Source organism: Kordia algicida OT-1, assembly GCF_000154725.1.
Classification (GTDB): Bacteria; Bacteroidota; Bacteroidia; order Flavobacteriales; family Flavobacteriaceae; genus Kordia; species Kordia algicida.
This window is the reverse complement of the sequence record NZ_DS544873.1, coordinates 4,650,931-4,670,236: the sequence shown is the minus strand read 5'-3', so window position 1 is coordinate 4,670,236 and position 19,306 is coordinate 4,650,931. Positions and strand designations below refer to the sequence as shown.

The window sequence follows — 19,306 nt, the reverse complement described above, 5'->3', positions numbered from 1 at the left end:
TTTATTTATAGTATTACAAGTTTTTCAAATTTTTCGACTTTCTGATTAGTTAACGGAGATTTTACTGTAATCTTATATACATAGACTCCTTTTGCGAGTTTATCTCCAAAATCATCTTTCCCATCCCACACAATGTCTCTAGATAGTGAACTGAAGTCTTTGCTTGTTGCTCCAGCGTTTGTTTTACCTACAAGCGTACGTACAACTTTTCCTGATATGGTAAAAACTTGTACCATAATATCAAGTTCACTTGAACTGTTATGGTTGAACCAAAATTCTGTGTAGCTTACAAAAGGGTTAGGATAATTTAACACATTGGTAATAGTTAAGGAATTGTTTTCGTTGAATACTGTGAATTGTATTTCCGTGGTAGATGAATTGTTGTACACATCCCATGCTTTTAGTGAAAGTGTATGTGTTCCATCTTCCAAATCTCGTAATGGGAATTTTACGATTCCGCGTGTGTAATCGTTTAGTTCTGTTTCGTAATAGTCATTTAGCACAAATGGATTTACTTCGTCTCCATCGAGAATTGCCACAATATCGTGCCCAATTCCACTAGCAGTGTTGATTCCGTTTTCATCAGATAGTTTTGCGAGTAGAAATGGTGATTCGTTCGTGATGCCTCCTGAAACAAAACTTTCGTCATTAAGAAATAGATTTACTACTGGCGGATCGTTATCAACAGGTGCATTTTCATCCAATTCTCCAACTTTAAAACTTTCGTTGAATCCTGTGTGATCTTCTAGTATATCTCCTTTTTCTGCGTAGAAACTTATACGCCCGTTTCCAACAGGAATGGTAATGTCTCTTGGTACTACAAATTCAAATTCAAAGTTTCCATCAACTACTTCTGATTTTCCTCTGAAGATGATTTCTCCAAGCGTTTCAAAGTCTAACACAAATGGAAAGTCGTTCGCAAGTGTTTGGCGTTGAATTTTTTTGTCATATATCGTAGAGAATACTGTTCCGTTGTAGGTATCAAGTAAGTTTCCGAATTCGTCAGTAATGTTTCCTGCCATTTTCACTTTACTCAGTGCTTTTAGTGTATCTGTTGGCTGCGTAATTGGCACATCGTTTATTGCTGTAAGATTTACTCTTGGTCTTGGAATGGCAAGTTTTAACGCTGGATCACCAATGTAAAATACCGTTCTTTTATTAGTTGTTGTTACTAAGGTTTTTGTTTGACGTAATGCTTCCGAAACAGGTTGATATTCGTTGGAACCGTACGAGAATAGATATCTCGCTAGCAATTCGTTGATACTTACACCAACATTCTGAAATATTTGTCGTGTCGTTGTGAGTAAGGCGACTGCACCACCATTTTCATTCCAAAACATGAATTCTCCTGCTGTTTCTCGTAACGGATTGTCGAAACGCGTATATTCACAAGTAATTGTGATAAATAGCGGAAGCCTGCATTCGTTTGTAAGTTCTTGCGAATCTCCTTTTTCAAAGATTCGTTCTCCCGATAATCCATCTTCTCCACCATGACCAAAATAATTCACGACTAAAGAACCTAACGCAATGTTGTCTTTAATAGCTTCATTTACTTCTGGATAGCGTTCTCCTGCTGCGGAAGATTGCTGTACATATGCGTCTGAGTGAATTTTGGTAATATTGATGAATGGTTTTTGTTGTGCAATAGTATTTCCGAGCGCATCCAAATCAACTTCTAAGTCTTTGTCGGAGTTGTTTTCGGCGTCATCTGAAACAATTGTTACCGTATTTCTCCATCTTCCGTAAGATTCTTTGCTGTAATAGGTAAGCGTTTTATCTACCATTTCTTTTGCTTGATTTGCATCTAAAATGAGCATTCTTCCTAAAGCAATATCCAAACGATCAGAAATGGTTAGTAGTCCTTCATCGGGATCCATCATACCGTAAAAATCATCAGTCATAAAACCTCTCGTTAGATTAAAACTATCGAAAGCTTGATAAACAGGAACGATATTGGTATTGCCTTCTATTCGGTCTTTATAATCGTAAGAAGCATCACCAAACATACATACATATTTTACTCTGTTATCTACCGTACTTGCATTGTCGTATACATATTTGATAAAGTTACGAATGGCGCCAATATCAGGATTTCCTGTATTGAATTCGTTATAAATACTTGCAAGTGTGACAACTTTTACGATCATTCCAGAGTTGTTTCTATGGAAATCTGCCAAACGTTCTGCTTGTGATACAAATGCATCTGGAGTAATGATAATGTATTCAACATCGCCTTGAGAAAAGACACTTCCTTTTAAGTCTTGATTTACAAGTAAACTGTTTGGTTCGATACTTGGAATTAAAAATTGTGACGTATCTAAAGCAATATATTCTCTTACTTCGCCCATTGGCGCTTTGAATGAGAAGTTATTTGCCAATGCATCGTTGGTTATTTTTGTTACATTCCAAATATCGGTCACATCCCAAACCTGCTCAATTGAAGCGGCATTTGAGATTACAAACTCTCCCACACCTAATATATTTCTGGCATCATTGTAACGGAATGTAAATTGACTTCCTATTCCTGTTAACATACGTCTGGCTTCTACAGTAATATAGTCTAAATATCCAACAGATCCTGCAACTCCGTTGTTTTGATATGTTAGTGTAATGCTCAAATTTTCTGAACTCAGATTTACCTGATCTACTATTAATCCTTGTCGTAATTGAGTTGCGCCCGATACTACATGTTGTGTTGCAAGTGTTGATGTATTGATGGGAGAAAAGCTAAAGTTAAATGCAGAATTCCCATTGATATCCTGAGCAGGTTGCCCATTAATCGCCGTAGTCATTGTTGTAGTTCCGTTTGAGATGGCTGCTGGCTTAATTCCGATAGTAACAGGTTCGGTGGTAATTAAGTTTGGTATTGTAAAATCGAATGTTTGTTCTGTTTCAATATTGAATACTTCACCAAACCATCTTCTTCCAAGTTTTACAATATTCACATTGTCTTCTTCGTGGAATTGATAATCATCGTATTGATTGATGGTAATATCTGGCGTTGCAGTTGGCTGTACCGCTTCTGGAATTCGTTTTCCATCATCCGAACCATCAGCGGTAATGTAATAATAAGTCTTATCTGTATATGCGTTGATGTGCGTTTGACTGTCTTTATTCCATTTCCTTGATCCTTCTGCGTAGAATAAAATATAATCGTTAGCATTGAATTCTCCATCTTCCTCTCCTACAACAGAGATGGCATTTTCGGTAACATCGTAATATTCATTTTCTGAATTTACATGTGGAATCATGCGACCACCATTTCCATAAATTTTTATTTTTCTTGGATTGATGTTTCCCGTGTTTAATCCTATTTGGTTTAAGAAATCAGCACTAATTCTGTGAATACCCGATTCTTGCACAGAAAATCTATAGAAATTTCCGCTTGCTAGTACAGAGCTCGTAACGGCAGCTGTATTTTTTGCGATACTATTATTCGGTCTTCTTGCAAGAAAACTATAGTTTACATCAAAACTAAGTACTTTTTTAATAACTCCATTATCATTAATTAAAGGAGATACTATTAATATGTGTGCATTTTTCCCTCTTGCACTAGAATTTACAATTTTTGCTTCAATGGAAGTTGGCAATCTGCGTTTGTCAATTCCGCCTAAATTCTGATTAGAGATCGTTCCGTAGGCTACGTTTGTAATTTGAATCGTATTCTTATTCACATAACGATCATCGTCCCATTGCGCAATAAAACTGATGGTTCCGTCATCATTATTGACATAATATTCTTCATTAAACGCAGGCAAAGCGGTGGTTGAATTTTCTTTTAAAAATTCTTTTGGCGAATCCTCCCAAGTTAAATCAAAGTGTTTGTTTTGCGCAGAAGCACTTATAAAAAGGAGACCTATAAGGAAAGTTAGTGTTTTTTTCATTGCATATTTAACGATAAATACATTGAAATATTATTCAATGTTTTAGCTATTTCTTAAAAAAAACAAAATTAAGAATAATAAATAACAACTGTGCCCGTTATATGAAAACTATTAATATTTGTAATGAAGGCGAATTGATATATTAATTTTTGAAATAAATCTTGATATTTTACCTTTAATTGCTATATTGCAAACCAAAATTTCTCTCAATACTCAAGTCTTGACTATGAAAAAGCGAACATTAAGAATTATGCTACTTGTCGCAGTAGTTTCATTAGGATTTTTTAGTTGTAAAAGATCATCATCAAACAATACTTCAAGAGCCACAGGATGGCGTATTGACGGTAAAGATGGAGGATTTACTGCTAACACTAAATATAAGGATCAGGAAACTGCACCTGGATTAGTATTCGTTGAAGGTGGAACTTTCACGATGGGAAAAACACAGGATGATCCTATGCACGATTGGAACAATACTCCAAATCAACAACACGTGCAATCTTTTTACATGGATGAAACAGAGGTTACCAATTTAATGTATACAGAATACTTATATTGGACTAAAACTGTTTTCCCTCCAGAAGAAGAACAATACAGAAACATTTACACAGGTATTTTACCTGACACATTAGTTTGGAGAGATCGTTTAGGATTTAACGAAACGATGACTACAAACTATTTAAGACATCCTGGATATGCAGAATATCCTGTTGTTGGTGTAAACTGGATTCAAGCAGTTCAATTTTGCCAGTGGAGAACTGACAGAGTAAATGAAGCTGTTTTAGAACGTGAAGGTTACATTGCCAAAGGAGTAAAAACGGATAGTATTGAAGGTGGAAGCACTTTTAGTACAGAAGCATATTTGACACGTCCAAAACAAACATATGGAGGTCAAATTGACGACTACAAAGGAAGAATTGCTGAAAAGGCAAGCAAAAAACAAGATTCTACAGAAGAAGATACAAACGTATATGCAAAACGTACTTCTGGAATCATCTTACCAGAATATCGTTTACCAACTGAAGCTGAGTGGGAATATGCCGCTAAAGGTTTGGATGGATTAAGAGAATACAACAACGTACGTGGTAGAAAGAAATATCCTTGGAAAGGTGAGTTTACAAGAAGCGGAAACAGAAAAAGACGTGGAGATCAGTTAGCAAACTTTAAGCAAGGAAAAGGTGATTATGGTGGAATTGCAGGTTGGTCTGACGATGGCGCTGATATTACTGCTCGCGTAAAGTCTTATCCTCCAAATGATTTTGGATTGTATGATATGGCAGGAAACGTTGCAGAATGGGTTGCCGATGTATATCGTCCAATTGTTGATGATGAAGCAAACGACTTTAACTACTATCGTGGAAATGTATACACGAAGAACAAAATTAACAGCGAAGGTACTGTTGAAATCGTAGAAGCTGGAAATATCAAATACGATACGCTAGCAAACGGTAGAATTATCGCTAGAAACTTACCTGGTCAATTAGCACAAGTTGAAATTGACGAAAACGAAACATACTTAAGAACAAACTTCGATAAAGCTGACAACAGAAATTATCGTGATGGAGATGTTGCTTCTTCAAGATACTACGACTTATTTAATGAAGACGAAGAAAATGAAGGTGAGTCTGACGGAAAGCGTATGTACAACGCTCCAAAGCACGTGGTAGGTTCTGATTCTTTAGGAATGGTTAGAAAATATGACAAATCTGATTCAAGAACTACGTTAATTGATGACAACGTAAGAGTCTATAAAGGTGGATCTTGGAAAGATAGAGCCTATTGGATTGACCCTGCACAAAGGAGAGCTTTCCCAGAATATATGGCAACTTCTTACATTGGGTTTAGATGTGCAATGTCTAGAGTTGGTTCTAAATCACAAGGAAAAAAGAGACCAAGAAACTAATACTACACTTTTAGGTGTACCTATTCAAAGCCCTGTTTTGCAGGGCTTTTTTTCGTTTTAACTTTAATTTTATACGTAATGATTCAAGAGTTATATACCATCTTTCAGAAATATCCAAACATAACTACCGATTCAAGGAAAATTACCCCTAATTGTATTTTCTTTGCCTTAAAAGGTGATAATTTCAATGGAAATAAATACGCTAAAGATGCTTTAGAAAAAGGTGCTGCATACGCTATAGTTGACGAAAAAGAATATGTTACATCAGAACAAACTATTCTTGTAAATGATGCCTTAGAAAGCCTTCAAAAACTCGCTAATTATCACAGAAAACAATTAAACATTCCTATCATTTCACTCACAGGAAGTAATGGAAAAACAACAACGAAAGAACTCATCAATGCTGTGTTATCAAAAAAATTTAACACAACCGCTACCAAAGGAAATCTAAATAATCACATTGGCGTACCGCTTACACTACTCTCTATGAATTCTGATACAGAAATTGGAATTGTTGAAATGGGCGCAAACCATAAAAGAGAAATAGCTTTTTTAAGCAGTATTGCCGAACCAGATTACGGATATATTACAAACTTCGGAAAAGCACATTTGGAAGGCTTTGGAGGCATTGAAGGTGTTATTATTGGGAAAAGTGAATTGTATGATTATTTAAAAGCTTCTGACAAATTTATTTTTGTGAATGGAGACGACACGAAACAAGTAGAAAGAACGCAAGATGCCAACACATATGTTTTTGGAGGTTCTGATACTTATGATCTTTCTATAGAATTTCTAACCGCAAATCCAATGGTTTCATGTGCTGTTGATGGCAAAAAAATCCAAAGTCAATTGATCGGTTCCTATAACTTTTCAAACATTGCTGCCGCTATTGCCATAGGAACGTACTTTAAAGTGAACTCAGACGACATTAAAGAAGCTATTGAAGCATATATCCCTTCTAACAACCGATCTCAAATTCTAACTAAGAATACCAATAAAATCATTTTAGACGCTTATAACGCAAACCCTACAAGCATGAAGGCAGCTTTGGATAACTTTTCAGATTTAACAGATACTTCTAAAATTGCTTTTTTGGGCGATATGTTTGAATTGGGAGACAGTGCAAAAGAAGAGCATCAATTTATAAATGACTATGCAGCTTCATTAGAAATCGAAAAAATTTATTTGATCGGAGAAAACTTCGGAATTACTAACAGCACAAACGAAAAAATCGTAATTCATTCCACTTTTGAATCATTAAAAGAAAATTTTCCAGCACTAGAAAATAGCACATTATTGATTAAAGGTTCGCGCGGAATGGCTTTGGAAAGAATTTTGGAATTGTTATAATTAACCAAGCTTTTTAAAAGCAAGACATAAACTAAAAAAAGCTTCTCATATGAGAAGCTTTTTTTGTGGGTAATACTGGATTCGAACCAGTGACCCCCTGCTTGTAAGGCAGGTGCTCTGAACCAGCTGAGCTAATCACCCGAAGTTCATTTTCAATAAGTTTGTGGGCGATACTGGATTCGAACCAGTGACCCCCTGCTTGTAAGGCAGGTGCTCTGAACCAGCTGAGCTAATCGCCCTTATTGCTAATAGCGGATGCAAATATAGAATACATTTTGTATCTGACAAAATTTAAACTTAAAATTTTTAAACTATTTCTGCAACAACAAATGTACTTCCACCAACGTAGATGACATCTTTTGTGGTCGCTTTAGACATTGCTACTGTGTAGGCTTCTGAAACTGAATCGTATACATTACCAATTAGACGACATTCTTTTGCTTGTTGTTGCAACTTATTTGGATCTAAACCACGATTTATTTTTGGACTGCAAAAGTAATAGTGTGCTTTTTTAGGAAATAGTGGAAGTATCTGATCTAAATTTTTATCATTGACAACACCAAAAACAATGTGTAATTTTTGAAACGACTCGCTTTGAAGTTGCTCCATGGTAAGCGTCAAACCTTCCGTGTTGTGTGCCGTATCACAGATTACTTTTGGAAATAGATTGATGATTTGCCATCTTCCTTGTAGCTTTGTATTTATTACTACATTAGACAATCCTTTTTGTATGTGTTTTTCTTCAATCTGAAAACTTTTTAGCAAACGAATAGCCTGCACAGCCGATTTGTAATTTTTTTGCTGATAATTACCTAGTAAATCCGTGGTATAATTTTCCTGAATTGTTTTTTCTGCTAGGTATAATTCTGCGTTCATTTCTGCAGCTTGCTTCACAAATACTGGAAAAGTTTCTTTGTGATATTCGCCAATTACTACAGGAACATTTTTTTTGATGATACCGGCTTTTTCAGAAGCAATTTTCGCCAAAGCATCACCCAGAATTGCAACATGATCGAAGCCAATATTGGTAATTACGCTTACTTCTGGGGTTATGATGTTCGTAGAATCTAAACGTCCGCCCATACCAACCTCAACAACAGCAATAGCTACTTTTTGTTTTGCAAAGTAATCAAACGCCATTCCAACAGTAATTTCAAAGAATGACAATGCATTTTTTTCAATAAAAGCTTTATTATTTTTTACAAAATTGATCGTGGCTTCCTTTGTTATCATTTCGCCATTTACACGAATGCGTTCTCTGTAATCTTTTAAATGTGGAGATGTATACAAACCAACTTTGTAGCCAGCTTCTTGAAGTATGGAAGCGATCATGTGGCTTGTAGAACCTTTTCCATTGGTTCCAGCAACATGAATACTTTTGAATGTGTTTTCGGGTGAATTTAAGTGCTTTGCAAAGTTGGAAATTTTCTTTAAATCCCAAGTTTCGCTATTTTTTGAAGCACCGACTTTTTGATACGAAGATTTGTATTGCATTTCTAGCCAATCAGCAGCTTCTTTACTTGTCATTTATCAAAGCAATTATTGTCCTAATTTGAAGTTTACAACTATAAATCCAACTTGTGTTGTCGGTGCTTTTGAATCTTTATTCCATCGATATTTGTAAGCTGCTCTTTCCGCAGGTTGCAACAGACAACTTGCATTGTTTGTTGTTCCTTTCACTCCTGCTACAGCATCGATTACTTTTCCTGCTCGGTTTACCGTTATTTTGACAACAACTCTTCCCGCTTCATTACATTCTTGCTTATCTACATTTCCGCCACTGATTTTACTTCTACCATTTAATCCAAAGCCACCCGCTCCACCATTTCCAGAACCTGGCGAACCGTAGTAACTTGCTTCATACGGATCTCCGTTAGGATCTCCTTTATCACCTTCACCATCGCCCGAACCTTCTCCGCCTTCTTCTGTTCCATCCGAGTTGTTGACTCCATTCATCATCGCATCTAATTTAGCTCTTTTTTCAGCTTTTTCTCGTTCTAGCTTTTCTTCTGCTTCACGTTTTTCTTTTGCGATTCGATCTGCTTCTGCTTTTGCCGCTTTTGCTTCTTCTTCTGCCTTACGTTTTGCTTCTTCCGCTTTTTTTATGGCGATTGATTCTGTGTTATCTTGCGTTACTACTTCTTCTGAAGCTGTTTCGGTTGGTGTTGTTTCTGGCTGTTCTTCTGGAACTGCTTCCGTTTCTTGCGTCTCTACTTCTTCTTGCTTTTCTGGAGCTGTTTTTGGTTTTAACGCAGCTTTTGGTTGCACATTTCCGCTTCCTGTATTTGTCGTTCCAAAGTTTACAGCAATACCACTTTCTTCTGGCGGATCTAAGTAAGTCATCCCGAAGAATATCATTAAGAATAATAAAGAGAGCATAATAATCGTAGTAATGATCGCAGAGGCTCTTTTATGCTCTGGCTTGGAATTTGATTGCATGATATCTCTTTTCATTTTATTGTGCTTTTAATATAACCTTGTATTGATTCTTATTTGCAATATCCATTACTTTTACAACCTTATCAATTGACACACCTTCTTCAGCTTGCAATTGAATTACTGGATTTGCATGACCTTCAAATTCTTTTTTTAGTATTTCTTCCAATTCGCCATTGTTTATTTCTTGAGAATCAAGATATATAACAGCGTTTTTTGCCAATCGTACTGAAACACTTTTAACTTCTACATTTGTCTCTGAAACTTCTGGCAATTCTAAGTTTCTAAGTCCTGTTGCGTTGTAGCTTTCCAGATATTTCGCAAAATATGCTAATGCCACTAAGAAAATGACACCCGCAATAAAAACGAACGGTATGTTAAATTTTTTATTCCTCGTTTCGAGCAAACTCATTATTGTGGTCGCACTGCCAGAATGATTTTATATTTGTTTCTGTTGGCAATGTCCATGATATTCACTGCTTTTTCAATAGGAACACCTTCTTCTGCTCTAAGTATGATTGTAGGTTCTGTTTGACCTTTCAATTTTGCTTGAAGCTTAGATTCTACTTGACTTGCTCTTACACGATCTGCATCTATATATATTTCAAGGTTTTTCTTGATACTTACTGCTACATTTTGCGTGTTTGTTGATTTTCCTTTTGCTTTTGGCAATAGTAAATCGAGTGCATTTGGCGAATTTGACGTTAGCATAAAAAATACCAACAACAGAAATACGATATCTGTCATGGACGACATGCTAAATTCTGGACTTACTTTATTTCTACCTTTTAATCTCATAAAAAAGTACTATACAGGTTCGTTTAATAAATCTAGAAAGTCTACTGCATTTGCTTCCATTTGATGCACCACTTTGTCTGTTTTTACTACTAAGTGATTGTATCCAATATACGCAATAATTCCCACAATTAAACCAGCAACCGTTGTGGTCATTGCCGTATAAATACCTCCAGCAAGCGAGCCCATTTCGGCTTGACCGCCACTTGTTGCCATTTCATGGAATGCCAAAATCATACCAATTACTGTTCCTAAGAAACCAATCATTGGTGCTGCACCTGCTACGGTTGCTAAGATACTTACGTTTTTTTCAAGTTTGTAAACTTCTAAAGTTCCTGCATTTTCAATGGCTTTGTTGATATCTTCTAATGGTTTTCCAATTCTGGAGATTCCTTTTTCCGTTAATCGTGCTACAGGTGAATCTGTTTGTGCACAGAGCATTTTAGCCGCATCTAATTTTCCACTAGAAACATTATCACGAATTTGATTCATAAAGTTTTTGTCGATTCTTGACGCTGCTTTGATAGCAAATAATCGTTCAAAATAAATATATAAAGCGACGGCTAGCAATACAAACAGTACGCTTATGATAATGATACTTCCAATTCCTCCATTGATGACCAATTCGTAAATAGAAAGTGTTTTTTCTAGAGATTCAGCTGCTTCGTCTGTGTTTGCAGCATCATTAACTGACTGTAATAGTAACATATGTGTTTTTTGATTTAACTATATAACGTGTATTTTTTGATTTAAGTATGCTTAGAACAAGGTTCGCATAACCATGAATGCCGCTGATCCTACAACGAAACCGACAAAAGCCAACCAAGAGATTTTTTTGAGATACCAGAAGAAATCTATTTTTTCCATTCCCATTGCAACAACTCCTGCTGCCGATCCTATGATTAACATACTTCCTCCAGTTCCTGCTGCGAAAGCGATAAAGTGCCACAATTCATGATCTAAAGGTTCAGTAAACATTCCTAAACTAGCTGCTACTAATGGAACATTGTCAATGACTGCCGATCCTACTCCTAATAACATCACTACTAAATCTGAAACGCCACCTGAGTGCATTTCTGTTCCTAATTGTGGTGTTGCTGTTTTTAACCAATCTGCAAATCCGAATAGCAAACCTAGAGATTCTAACGCCGCCACTGCCATTAATATTCCTAAAAAGAATAAGATACTTGGCAATTCAATTTTAGAAAGCGAGTGATGTACGGGACTGTGATGTCCAGGCGCTGTATCTTGCACATAATGCCCTTCATCTGCTCCTACAGAAGCCATACTAAACTTAGAATTGCTGTATATTTCTGCAAATATAGCTACAACCGCCAGTGACAACATCATTCCTACATAAGGTGGCAAGTGTGTTACTACTTTGAAAATTGGCACAAAAATAATTGCTGATAAACCAAGATATAACATGGTTGGACCAAAACGATGTGTTTTTTGATCTTCTGTACTTTCTTCCTCTTGAGGCAAGTCACCTTGAAATGGTTTTAAAAAGGAAGCAATAAGTGTTGGTACTAACATACATAATAGTGATGGAATGAATAGGTACGCTAATAATTTACCTGTAGATACTTTGTTCCCAATCCATAACATTGTAGTAGTTACATCTCCAATTGGCGACCATGCTCCACCTGCGTTTGCTGCAATGATGATTAATCCTGCATACCAGATTCTAATATTTCTATCGCCAATTATTTTTTGTAAGATTGAAATTAATACAATGGTTGCCGTTAGGTTATCAATAATAGCTGATAAGATGAATGCTAGGAATGCAAAAATCCACAAGACACGTTTTCTGCTTTTAGTTTTTATAAAGCCTTTTATTGTGGAAAACCCGTTAAAATAATCAATGATTTCTACAATCGTCATAGCACCAAGTAGGAAGACTAATATTTCGGCAGTTTTCCCAAGATGATGTAGAAGTGTTTCTTCCATCCATCCCATTTTACTTGGTTCTCCGTGATGTCCTTCAAGAGGTAGGTCTTTAAATCCATCGACTAAGTCATGTGCTCCCGAATCGAACCACGTTTGAAAGTCTTCTATTCCAAAAGCGATGAATGCCCAACATATTGCCATCATGGCTAATGCGGGAATAAGCTTATCAATTTTTAAGTTATGTTCTAAGGTTATGGCTAAATATCCTATGACAAATACGGCTATTATTGCTGATTCCATTTAGTAATTTTTATAAGTTGATGGTTATACTAATTCTTTTAATGCGATTTCAAAGGCAGTTTTGCTAACATCTACTTTTGAAGCGTTCTTTTTGAACGTATTTTGCAATGCTTTTTTAATGATTTTTGAGGTATCTTCAAAGATGGCTTCGTCCGTCATTTGCACTCTGCGTTCCATGAAATAGGCAAACACTCTTGCCATTCCACAATTGGAAATAAAGTCTGGAATTAAGCTTACTTTTTGATCGGTGTGTTCCATAATTGGTCCGAAGAAAATTTCCTTGTCTGCAAACGGTACATTTGCTCCGCAAGTAATGACTTCCAAACCAGTATCAATCATTTTATCAATTTGTGCTTGTGTAATTAAGCGTGAAGCGGCACAAGGTGCGAAGATTTCTGTTGGTAATTCCCAGATGCGTTCGTTCATTTCGTCAAAAGAAATCATGTTATCTGCTACCAGCGTGTTTCCGTCTTTTTGAAGAAAATAGTTTTTAATTTCTTCATACGAGAATCCTTCTTCATTAATGACACCACCAACTCTATCAATGATTCCTACAACTTTAGCGCCCATTTGTGCTAAGTAATATGCTGCGGCAGCTCCAACGTTTCCAAAACCTTGTACGATAGCGCGTTTTCCTTTGATGGATCCGCCATAAATATCATAAAAATGGCGTGCTGCTTCCGCAACTCCAAACCCTGTAATCATGTCAGCTACTGTATATTTTCTGGAAACATCTGGGGAATATTCCGTACTTTCAATCACTTTGATAACGCCCAAACGCAACTGACCAATTCTGTTAATTTTATCAGCTTCCGTAGGTTTAAAATGTCCGTTAAAAACACCTTCTTGCGGATGCCAAACACCACTATCTTCTGTGATTGGAATTACTTCGTGAATTTCATCGACATTTAAATCACCACCTGTTCCGTAATAACTTTTTAGCAATGGCGCAACGGCTTTGTACCAGCGTTTTAAGACTCCGTTTTTTCGCGGATCGTGCGGATCAAAGTTGATTCCAGATTTTGCTCCTCCAATGGCTGGTCCCGAAACTGTGAATTTCACTTCCATCGTTTTCGCAAGTGAAAGTACTTCATTCATATCCAATCCTTTACGCATTCGTGTTCCACCACCTGCTGCACCTCCACGAAGTGAATTGATAACTGTCCATCCTTCTGCTTCCGTTTCTGGATCTTTCCAGTTAAAAACGATTTCAGGTGCTTTATTTTCGTATATTTTGAGTAATTCTTTCAATTAAATTGAGTTTTTGGCATGTTGTTTCTATTCAGGCAAATATAAAAATTGTTCGCTTCTTTAAAGAATCCTTTGTCTACTATTTAACCTAATGATAATCGTATATTTTTCCTGAGCTATGGTCTTTTTCCGATCCTGTGACTGTTTTCAGACAATTTACTTCGTTTCGCAAGCGTAATACGCCCAAAAAACCAAAGATTAGCGCTTCTTTGTATTCTATTAATTTATCACTTGGTTTTACAATAGTTACTTTTTTATGATATTGAATTCTTGATATTAAATATTCGTTGTATGCGCCGCCGCCTGTCACCAACACTTTTGTTCGTATGCGGAAACTTCTCGCAATTTGCTTCGCAATATGTTCTGTGAATGTACGTAAAATGTCAATTTCTTTTCGCTTAAAAGCATCTAATCTTGGAAATATTTCTTCCTGAACCCATTCCAACCCTAATGATTTTGGTGGAAGTTGCTGGTAATAGGATAACTGATTGAGTTCAGCTCCTAAAGCTAGCAAATATGCTCCCGACTTTGCCAGTTTTCCTTTATCATCATATTCAAAGCCTAACTGTTTTGCATACTTATTCAGCACAATATTCACTGGGCAAATGTCATAGGCAATTCGTTTTCCTTCTTTGTGGAAAGAAACATTGGCAAATCCGCCTAAATTTAAACAATAATCATATTCAGGAAATAACAATTCGTCACCAATAGGCACTAATGGCGCGCCTTGTCCGCCAAGTTCCACATCTTGTACTCTAAAATCGCATACTACTTTTTGTTGTATGAGTTTGGCAAGTATTTCTTGATTTCCTATTTGATAGGTAATTCCGTTTTCAGGTTGATGCAAAATTGTATGTCCGTGTGAACAAACAGCATCAATATCTGTAATATTATGTTTTTGGATGAATCTCCGAATCGTTTCTGCTAGATATTTGGTGTACAATGTATCAAATGATGCTAATTGATCTTTTTCGTAGTGAATTGCATCGCGAAGTTGATTTTCTAATGAGGTTGAATACGGAATTGTTTCGGCATGAACGATAGAAAATGTCCAAGTTTCTTTTTTTTCGAAATGAATATATGCAAGGTCTATTCCGTCGAGCGAAGTTCCCGACATGACACCAATCACTTTGTACACTACCATTCGGTAAAATTATTTAATTTTTATCATTTTAATTTTACTTTTAAGATAACATTTACAATTATGAATTACAAAAATTAAGAATTCTTAAAAATAAGCGCTTATTATTGAAAATCTGCTATTTTAGAATTATCTTTGTGCGACTTTTTTAAAAATTTACTAATACAATATATAGTTATGGATTTTAATCTTACAGAGGAACATATCATGATTCGTGACGCCGCGAGAGATTTTGCTAGAACAGAATTGCTTCCTGGAGTTATTGAACGAGATAACAAACAAGAGTTTCCACAAGAATTGGTTCGCAAAATGGGCGAATTAGGTTTTATGGGAATAATGGTTGACCCAAAATACGGAGGAAGTGGCATGGACACGATTTCTTATGTATTAATTATGGAAGAACTTTCTAAGATTGATGCTTCTGCTTCTGTAATTGTATCTGTAAATAATTCGTTGGTTTGTTATGGTTTAGAAGCATACGGAACTGAAGAACAAAAGCAGAAATATTTAACAAAATTAGCAACAGGAGAAAATGTTGGTGCATTTTGTTTGAGTGAGCCTGAAGCTGGAAGTGACGCTACTTCACAAAAAACAACAGCAATTGACATGGGCGATCATTATGTAATTAATGGTACAAAAAACTGGATTACAAGCGGTGGACGTGCAGATGTATATTTGGTTATTGCTCAAACAGATAAAGATAAAGGACACCGAGGAATCAACGCTTTTATCGTTGAAAAAGGAACGCCTGGTTTTGATATTGGTCCAAAAGAAGACAAATTGGGAATCCGCGGAAGCGACACACACACATTGCAATTTAACGATGTAAAAGTTCCGAAAGAGAATCGTATTGGAGAAGATGGCTTTGGATTTAAGTTTGCGATGAAAACTCTTTCTGGAGGACGTATTGGAATTGCTGCGCAAGCGTTAGGAATTGCTTCTGGAGCTTATGAATTGGCATTAAAATATTCGAAAGAACGTAAAGCCTTCGGAACTGAAATTTGCAATCATCAAGCAATTGCTTTCAAATTAGCAGATATGTACATAGAAATTACTGCTGCGCGTCATTTGGTTATGGAAGCTGCTTGTAAAAAAGATGCAAAGGAAAATTATGACATGGCAAGTGCTGTAGCAAAATTATTTGCTTCTAAAACAGCCATGGATGTTACTGTAGAAGCTGTACAAGTTCACGGTGGAAATGGATTTGTAAAAGAATACCATGTAGAGCGTTTGATGCGTGATGCAAAAATTACTCAGATTTACGAAGGAACTTCAGAAATTCAGAAGATTGTAATTTCAAGAGGAGTTATCAAAGGATAAATTTCACATTTTATGAAGTGATTTAAACTTTTCGGGTTTAAGCGAAAATTAGAAGTTTTAAGTACTGTTGAAGACTTTTTTGAGTTTCATAGCAGCGCTACGGAACGAAAAAAAGACGAAAACAGAGCTGAAAAACAGTAATTTTTTAGCAAATCAAAAAAGTTTAAATCACTTCGATATACACGAAAGCGCATTGAAAATCTTCATTGCGCTTTTTTTATGTTTTTATTTTAGGAATTTCACTATCTTGTTAAAAACCAAAACGCTAAATACTTATGAATAAAACAGTGAAATTAGTATTGCTTATTGTTGGAATTGCTTTGATAGGTTATGGAATCTTTATGTTTGTAACTCCAGAAACTTCAGTCGATTTAGCAATTGTTGAAATTGAAGAACAAGACAACACCAATGCTTTTATTATGATCGGACTCGGAGTAGTTGCACTGATTGGTAGTCTTGTAGGCGGAAGAAAGTAGTTTCCACATTTAGAAACGATAATCTACACCAAATCCCATTGCATTAATTGACACACTTCCTAACTTATAGTTATGAAAACCTCCATGAAGTGACAATCGTTTCATGTGATAACGTGCTAAAAGTTTAAATTCATCTATTGAGGAATCATTTATCAAACTCTGTTTCCATGATGCACCCAAACTAATTGGCTTGTTTAAATACACATCAACACCTACCTGATAGGCAAATCCTGTATCGTCAACTCCGTTTCCAACATGTGTAATTCCAACGCCCCAATATGCTGTAACGTTTTGCTCACGAACTCGGTAATAGTTTAACATAAATGAACTTACACCTAATTCTACCTTCGGATCTTGTTCAAAAAAATGTAAGTGACTCGCTTCGACTCCAAATATTGGAATAAAACGAAAATTTAATTTTAAATCATTTCCATAGAATTCTTTCCCACTCGCAAAAAATGTATTTGAGATGATAAGCTGGCTTCTTTTTAAAGGAACATCTTCACCTGGAAAAGCATATTCTCCGTGTAAACCGTCAGAATACGGATATTCGAAGAAGTAACGTGGTTGCATTTCTCCAAATAAAATTCCAAGAGTCGCTTGATAGGCGATTTCAACAAACACACTGTCAAAATAACCAATACCATCATTTCCATCAGCATCATCACTCCATGAAGAACGGGAAGAACTATTACTATTTGAACTACTTCCTGAAAGGTCTTCTTTGGCACGATTGAGTTTTCCTTGTGCTTGGCTAAAATTATAGGTAAATAATAAAAAGGCAACTGCGAATGTAATTTTTGACTTCATAATAATTGGTGTTAATGTTGCTTGAGAGCATCAATAAAAGTGCCAAATATTTAACTTTCTATCTTTAAGCTTTTGAAATTAAATTTTTCATACCTAATAATTTTTTGTAAAATTCCATTTTCTTGCTCATGCTTTCACTTTCCATAATAATTATATCTGCTAGAAGTGTTTCATTATTTATATGTCTTAGCTTTCTGTACCCTTTATAATGCTTCCTATTTTTACATTTTGCAAGTTTTTTTCCACTACCGCAAAAGCAGTTATCATTTAATTTTAATCGAAAACCTGTAGCATATTCCTTTATTGTTTTTATAATTATTTTTTCATCTTCCACTCCTAATATTTCCGCATATCCTTCAAATATCCCTTTATCATGAGAATACTCTCCGTATAGATAGTTTTCTTCAATTTCATAGTATGAATTATTTTTTAGGTAAGGAACTAAGATATAACGTATAAAGTCAATCAGTGTTTTTATTTCGGTTGCTAGTAATATTTGTTCTTTAGCAGAAGTTGTAAAGCAAAAATTTCCTTTAGGATAAATATGTCTATCGACGTGTCTTGGAATTCGACACGCGGTTTCAAATACTTTTGGAAAGTTTTTTTTCCAATGTGTCAATACTATTTTTAATTCATAGAAATCATTAGGAAATACTTCTATACATCCTATGAAGGAATTTATGTTTTGAATGTATTTTAATTTTGGATATTTATGTAAAACCTCATCTATTTCATCTTTCATCCGCATAGGGTTTTGGTTTTATACGTTCTTTTTCTAGACTTTCTGAAATTTGGCGTTTTTTTTCTCTTTCACTGATATCATCTCCTTTTGGAAAGCGACCTCCAAATTGATTGTCTCGTAGAAATTCGGATGCTGTTTTAAAGTTGTCTTCTTCATCGGCTCGATCACAATCTTTTAGGAGATTTTTTAATGTTTCTAACGTATTGCTTTTTTTGGTTTCAGAGAAATCTGAAAAAATATCTTCATTTTTGGGAGTTGTAGGCCGTCTGCACTCAAAATTATTGGATAATTTTGTATGAATTGCACGTACTGTTTCGCGAAAAGCAACATCATCTTTATTATCCGCATAATAATTATTAACTACAAGAATTGTAAATGCAAAACCTGAAGGAAGTTTGAGATTGGTATTTTTTTGTTCTCTGAAGTTTTTCCAAGCTTTAATATATTGAACAATACGTGTAATTTGTGGTTTTCCTTCTGCTTGTTCGTTGTACCATTCGGTAAATTTCTTAGGATCACTTTCTATCCAACTTTTTGAACGATGTGCTAATTCTGGCGTTCCATTTTCTGAGATTTGATAATAAATTGGTAGATCAATATGATGTCCGTCTACAAATACCACACGCACACACGTCTTTTTACGAATAGTTTCTTCGGTTGTATGATTATTTACTGCTTTGTACACCCAATCATGCCAAGTATCAATTTTTTCTCGGTTGTCTTCATTTGGCTTTTCAATAAAATAGATTCCATCATCTAAATCGTATTTTACTAATTTTTTATCTTCGTTTTCAACAGGAATTGGAATTGGGTTGATGATAGTATTCATCGTGAATGAACCTTGACTTCCAAATTTGGGCTGTAATCTTTTTGGTTTGTTTTCAGAAAACCAATCTCTAATCGTTCGTCTTAGCTTTCTTCTACTTTTTTTTAGTTTTTTCTTTCTGTTATTGGTAAGTCGTACTTTTTTCAAAAATGCGTTGTATTCTTTATGTAATGTTGCCATGT

16 protein-coding genes and 2 tRNA genes are annotated in these 19,306 nt (G+C 35.5%); 4 read left to right on the top strand and 14 right to left on the bottom strand.

All coding sequences use genetic code 11. The features are described from left to right. Positions 1-5 precede the first annotated feature (5 nt). Positions 6-3,884 (bottom strand): type IX secretion system sortase PorU, encoded by a 3,879-nt coding sequence (porU, locus tag KAOT1_RS20035; protein WP_007096729.1) that lies wholly within the window; start codon positions 3,882-3,884, stop codon positions 6-8. Between the two features lie 226 nt (positions 3,885-4,110). Here porU and gldJ point away from each other — a divergent pair, with 226 nt between their 5' ends. Both gldJ and KAOT1_RS20025 read left to right on the top strand, forming a co-directional pair. Further along, a complete protein-coding gene (gene gldJ, locus KAOT1_RS20030; protein WP_040559735.1) occupies positions 4,111-5,787 on the top strand; it encodes a gliding motility lipoprotein GldJ in 1,677 nt (558 codons plus the stop codon). Between the two features lie 78 nt (positions 5,788-5,865). After that, the gene (locus KAOT1_RS20025; protein ID WP_007096727.1) at positions 5,866-7,137 is read left to right on the top strand and encodes a UDP-N-acetylmuramoyl-tripeptide--D-alanyl-D-alanine ligase; all 1,272 of its coding nucleotides are present in this window, start codon (positions 5,866-5,868) and stop codon (positions 7,135-7,137) included. A 66-nt stretch (positions 7,138-7,203) separates the two neighbouring features. Here KAOT1_RS20025 and KAOT1_RS20020 read toward each other — a convergent pair. The 10 genes from KAOT1_RS20020 to KAOT1_RS19975 all read right to left on the bottom strand — a co-directional run bounded on the left by KAOT1_RS20020 (position 7,204) and on the right by KAOT1_RS19975 (position 14,953). After that, positions 7,204-7,278, bottom strand: a tRNA-Val gene (locus tag KAOT1_RS20020). A 23-nt stretch (positions 7,279-7,301) separates the two neighbouring features. Then, positions 7,302-7,376: transfer RNA gene (locus KAOT1_RS20015), tRNA-Val, on the bottom strand. Positions 7,377-7,443: 67 nt separating this feature from the next. Next, a complete protein-coding gene (locus KAOT1_RS20010) occupies positions 7,444-8,664 on the bottom strand; it encodes a bifunctional folylpolyglutamate synthase/dihydrofolate synthase (RefSeq protein ID WP_007096726.1) in 1,221 nt (406 codons plus the stop codon). A 12-nt stretch (positions 8,665-8,676) separates the two neighbouring features. Further along, on the bottom strand, positions 8,677-9,591 hold the full coding sequence (locus tag KAOT1_RS20005; protein ID WP_007096725.1) for a hypothetical protein: 915 nt from the start codon (positions 9,589-9,591) through the stop codon (positions 8,677-8,679). A 1-nt stretch (position 9,592) separates the two neighbouring features. After that, the gene (locus KAOT1_RS20000) at positions 9,593-9,985 is read right to left on the bottom strand and encodes an ExbD/TolR family protein (RefSeq protein WP_007096724.1); all 393 of its coding nucleotides are present in this window, start codon (positions 9,983-9,985) and stop codon (positions 9,593-9,595) included. Then, on the bottom strand, positions 9,985-10,371 hold the full coding sequence (locus KAOT1_RS19995; RefSeq protein WP_007096723.1) for an ExbD/TolR family protein: 387 nt from the start codon (positions 10,369-10,371) through the stop codon (positions 9,985-9,987). Before KAOT1_RS19995 ends, KAOT1_RS20000 begins: the two co-directional genes overlap by 1 nt. A gap of 9 nt (positions 10,372-10,380) precedes the next feature. After that, complete coding sequence (locus tag KAOT1_RS19990; RefSeq protein ID WP_007096722.1) at positions 10,381-11,076, bottom strand: MotA/TolQ/ExbB proton channel family protein; 696 nt, start codon at positions 11,074-11,076, stop codon at positions 10,381-10,383. Positions 11,077-11,127: 51 nt separating this feature from the next. Then, the gene (nhaD, locus tag KAOT1_RS19985) at positions 11,128-12,558 is read right to left on the bottom strand and encodes a sodium:proton antiporter NhaD (RefSeq protein ID WP_007096721.1); all 1,431 of its coding nucleotides are present in this window, start codon (positions 12,556-12,558) and stop codon (positions 11,128-11,130) included. A gap of 24 nt (positions 12,559-12,582) precedes the next feature. After that, positions 12,583-13,809, bottom strand: a complete 1,227-nt coding sequence (locus KAOT1_RS19980; RefSeq protein ID WP_007096720.1) for a Glu/Leu/Phe/Val dehydrogenase dimerization domain-containing protein — start codon at positions 13,807-13,809, stop codon at positions 12,583-12,585. Positions 13,810-13,897: 88 nt separating this feature from the next. After that, positions 13,898-14,953 carry an anhydro-N-acetylmuramic acid kinase gene (locus tag KAOT1_RS19975; protein ID WP_007096719.1) on the bottom strand — a complete coding sequence of 352 codons (1,056 nt, stop codon included), beginning with the start codon at positions 14,951-14,953 and terminating at the stop codon, positions 13,898-13,900. Positions 14,954-15,127: 174 nt separating this feature from the next. Here KAOT1_RS19975 and KAOT1_RS19970 point away from each other — a divergent pair, with 174 nt between their 5' ends. Beyond that, positions 15,128-16,270 carry an acyl-CoA dehydrogenase gene (locus KAOT1_RS19970; protein WP_007096718.1) on the top strand — a complete coding sequence of 381 codons (1,143 nt, stop codon included), beginning with the start codon at positions 15,128-15,130 and terminating at the stop codon, positions 16,268-16,270. 275 nt (positions 16,271-16,545) lie between these two features. After that, positions 16,546-16,746 carry a hypothetical protein gene (locus KAOT1_RS19960; RefSeq protein WP_007096716.1) on the top strand — a complete coding sequence of 67 codons (201 nt, stop codon included), beginning with the start codon at positions 16,546-16,548 and terminating at the stop codon, positions 16,744-16,746. 9 nt (positions 16,747-16,755) lie between these two features. Here KAOT1_RS19960 and KAOT1_RS19955 read toward each other — a convergent pair whose 3' ends face one another. The 3 genes from KAOT1_RS19955 to KAOT1_RS19945 form a co-directional block, all read right to left on the bottom strand. Beyond that, entirely contained in the window at positions 16,756-17,556 is an 801-nt protein-coding gene (locus tag KAOT1_RS19955; protein WP_007096715.1) for a hypothetical protein, read from the bottom strand. A gap of 64 nt (positions 17,557-17,620) precedes the next feature. After that, a complete protein-coding gene (locus tag KAOT1_RS19950; protein ID WP_007096714.1) occupies positions 17,621-18,298 on the bottom strand; it encodes an SEC-C domain-containing protein in 678 nt (225 codons plus the stop codon). Next, on the bottom strand, positions 18,288-19,304 hold the full coding sequence (locus tag KAOT1_RS19945) for a CBASS cGAMP synthase (RefSeq protein WP_007096713.1): 1,017 nt from the start codon (positions 19,302-19,304) through the stop codon (positions 18,288-18,290). The genes KAOT1_RS19950 and KAOT1_RS19945 overlap by 11 nt, the downstream gene beginning before the upstream one ends. Positions 19,305-19,306 lie beyond the last annotated feature (2 nt).

Coding starts and splice junctions, on each gene's coding strand:
- KAOT1_RS20000 (WP_007096724.1), bottom strand. CDS start 9,985: ATGAGTTTGCTCGAAACGAGGAATAAAAAATTTAACATACCGTTCGTT.
- KAOT1_RS19950 (WP_007096714.1), bottom strand. CDS start 18,298: ATGAAAGATGAAATAGATGAGGTTTTACATAAATATCCAAAATTAAAA.
- KAOT1_RS20010 (WP_007096726.1), bottom strand. CDS start 8,664: ATGACAAGTAAAGAAGCTGCTGATTGGCTAGAAATGCAATACAAATCT.
- nhaD (WP_007096721.1), bottom strand. CDS start 12,558: ATGGAATCAGCAATAATAGCCGTATTTGTCATAGGATATTTAGCCATA.
- KAOT1_RS19990 (WP_007096722.1), bottom strand. CDS start 11,076: ATGTTACTATTACAGTCAGTTAATGATGCTGCAAACACAGACGAAGCA.
- KAOT1_RS19975 (WP_007096719.1), bottom strand. CDS start 14,953: ATGGTAGTGTACAAAGTGATTGGTGTCATGTCGGGAACTTCGCTCGAC.
- KAOT1_RS19970 (WP_007096718.1), top strand. CDS start 15,128: ATGGATTTTAATCTTACAGAGGAACATATCATGATTCGTGACGCCGCG.
- porU (WP_007096729.1), bottom strand. CDS start 3,884: ATGAAAAAAACACTAACTTTCCTTATAGGTCTCCTTTTTATAAGTGCT.
- KAOT1_RS19995 (WP_007096723.1), bottom strand. CDS start 10,371: ATGAGATTAAAAGGTAGAAATAAAGTAAGTCCAGAATTTAGCATGTCG.
- KAOT1_RS19945 (WP_007096713.1), bottom strand. CDS start 19,304: ATGGCAACATTACATAAAGAATACAACGCATTTTTGAAAAAAGTACGA.
- KAOT1_RS19960 (WP_007096716.1), top strand. CDS start 16,546: ATGAATAAAACAGTGAAATTAGTATTGCTTATTGTTGGAATTGCTTTG.
- gldJ (WP_040559735.1), top strand. CDS start 4,111: ATGAAAAAGCGAACATTAAGAATTATGCTACTTGTCGCAGTAGTTTCA.
- KAOT1_RS20005 (WP_007096725.1), bottom strand. CDS start 9,591: ATGAAAAGAGATATCATGCAATCAAATTCCAAGCCAGAGCATAAAAGA.
- KAOT1_RS20025 (WP_007096727.1), top strand. CDS start 5,866: ATGATTCAAGAGTTATATACCATCTTTCAGAAATATCCAAACATAACT.
- KAOT1_RS19955 (WP_007096715.1), bottom strand. CDS start 17,556: ATGAAGTCAAAAATTACATTCGCAGTTGCCTTTTTATTATTTACCTAT.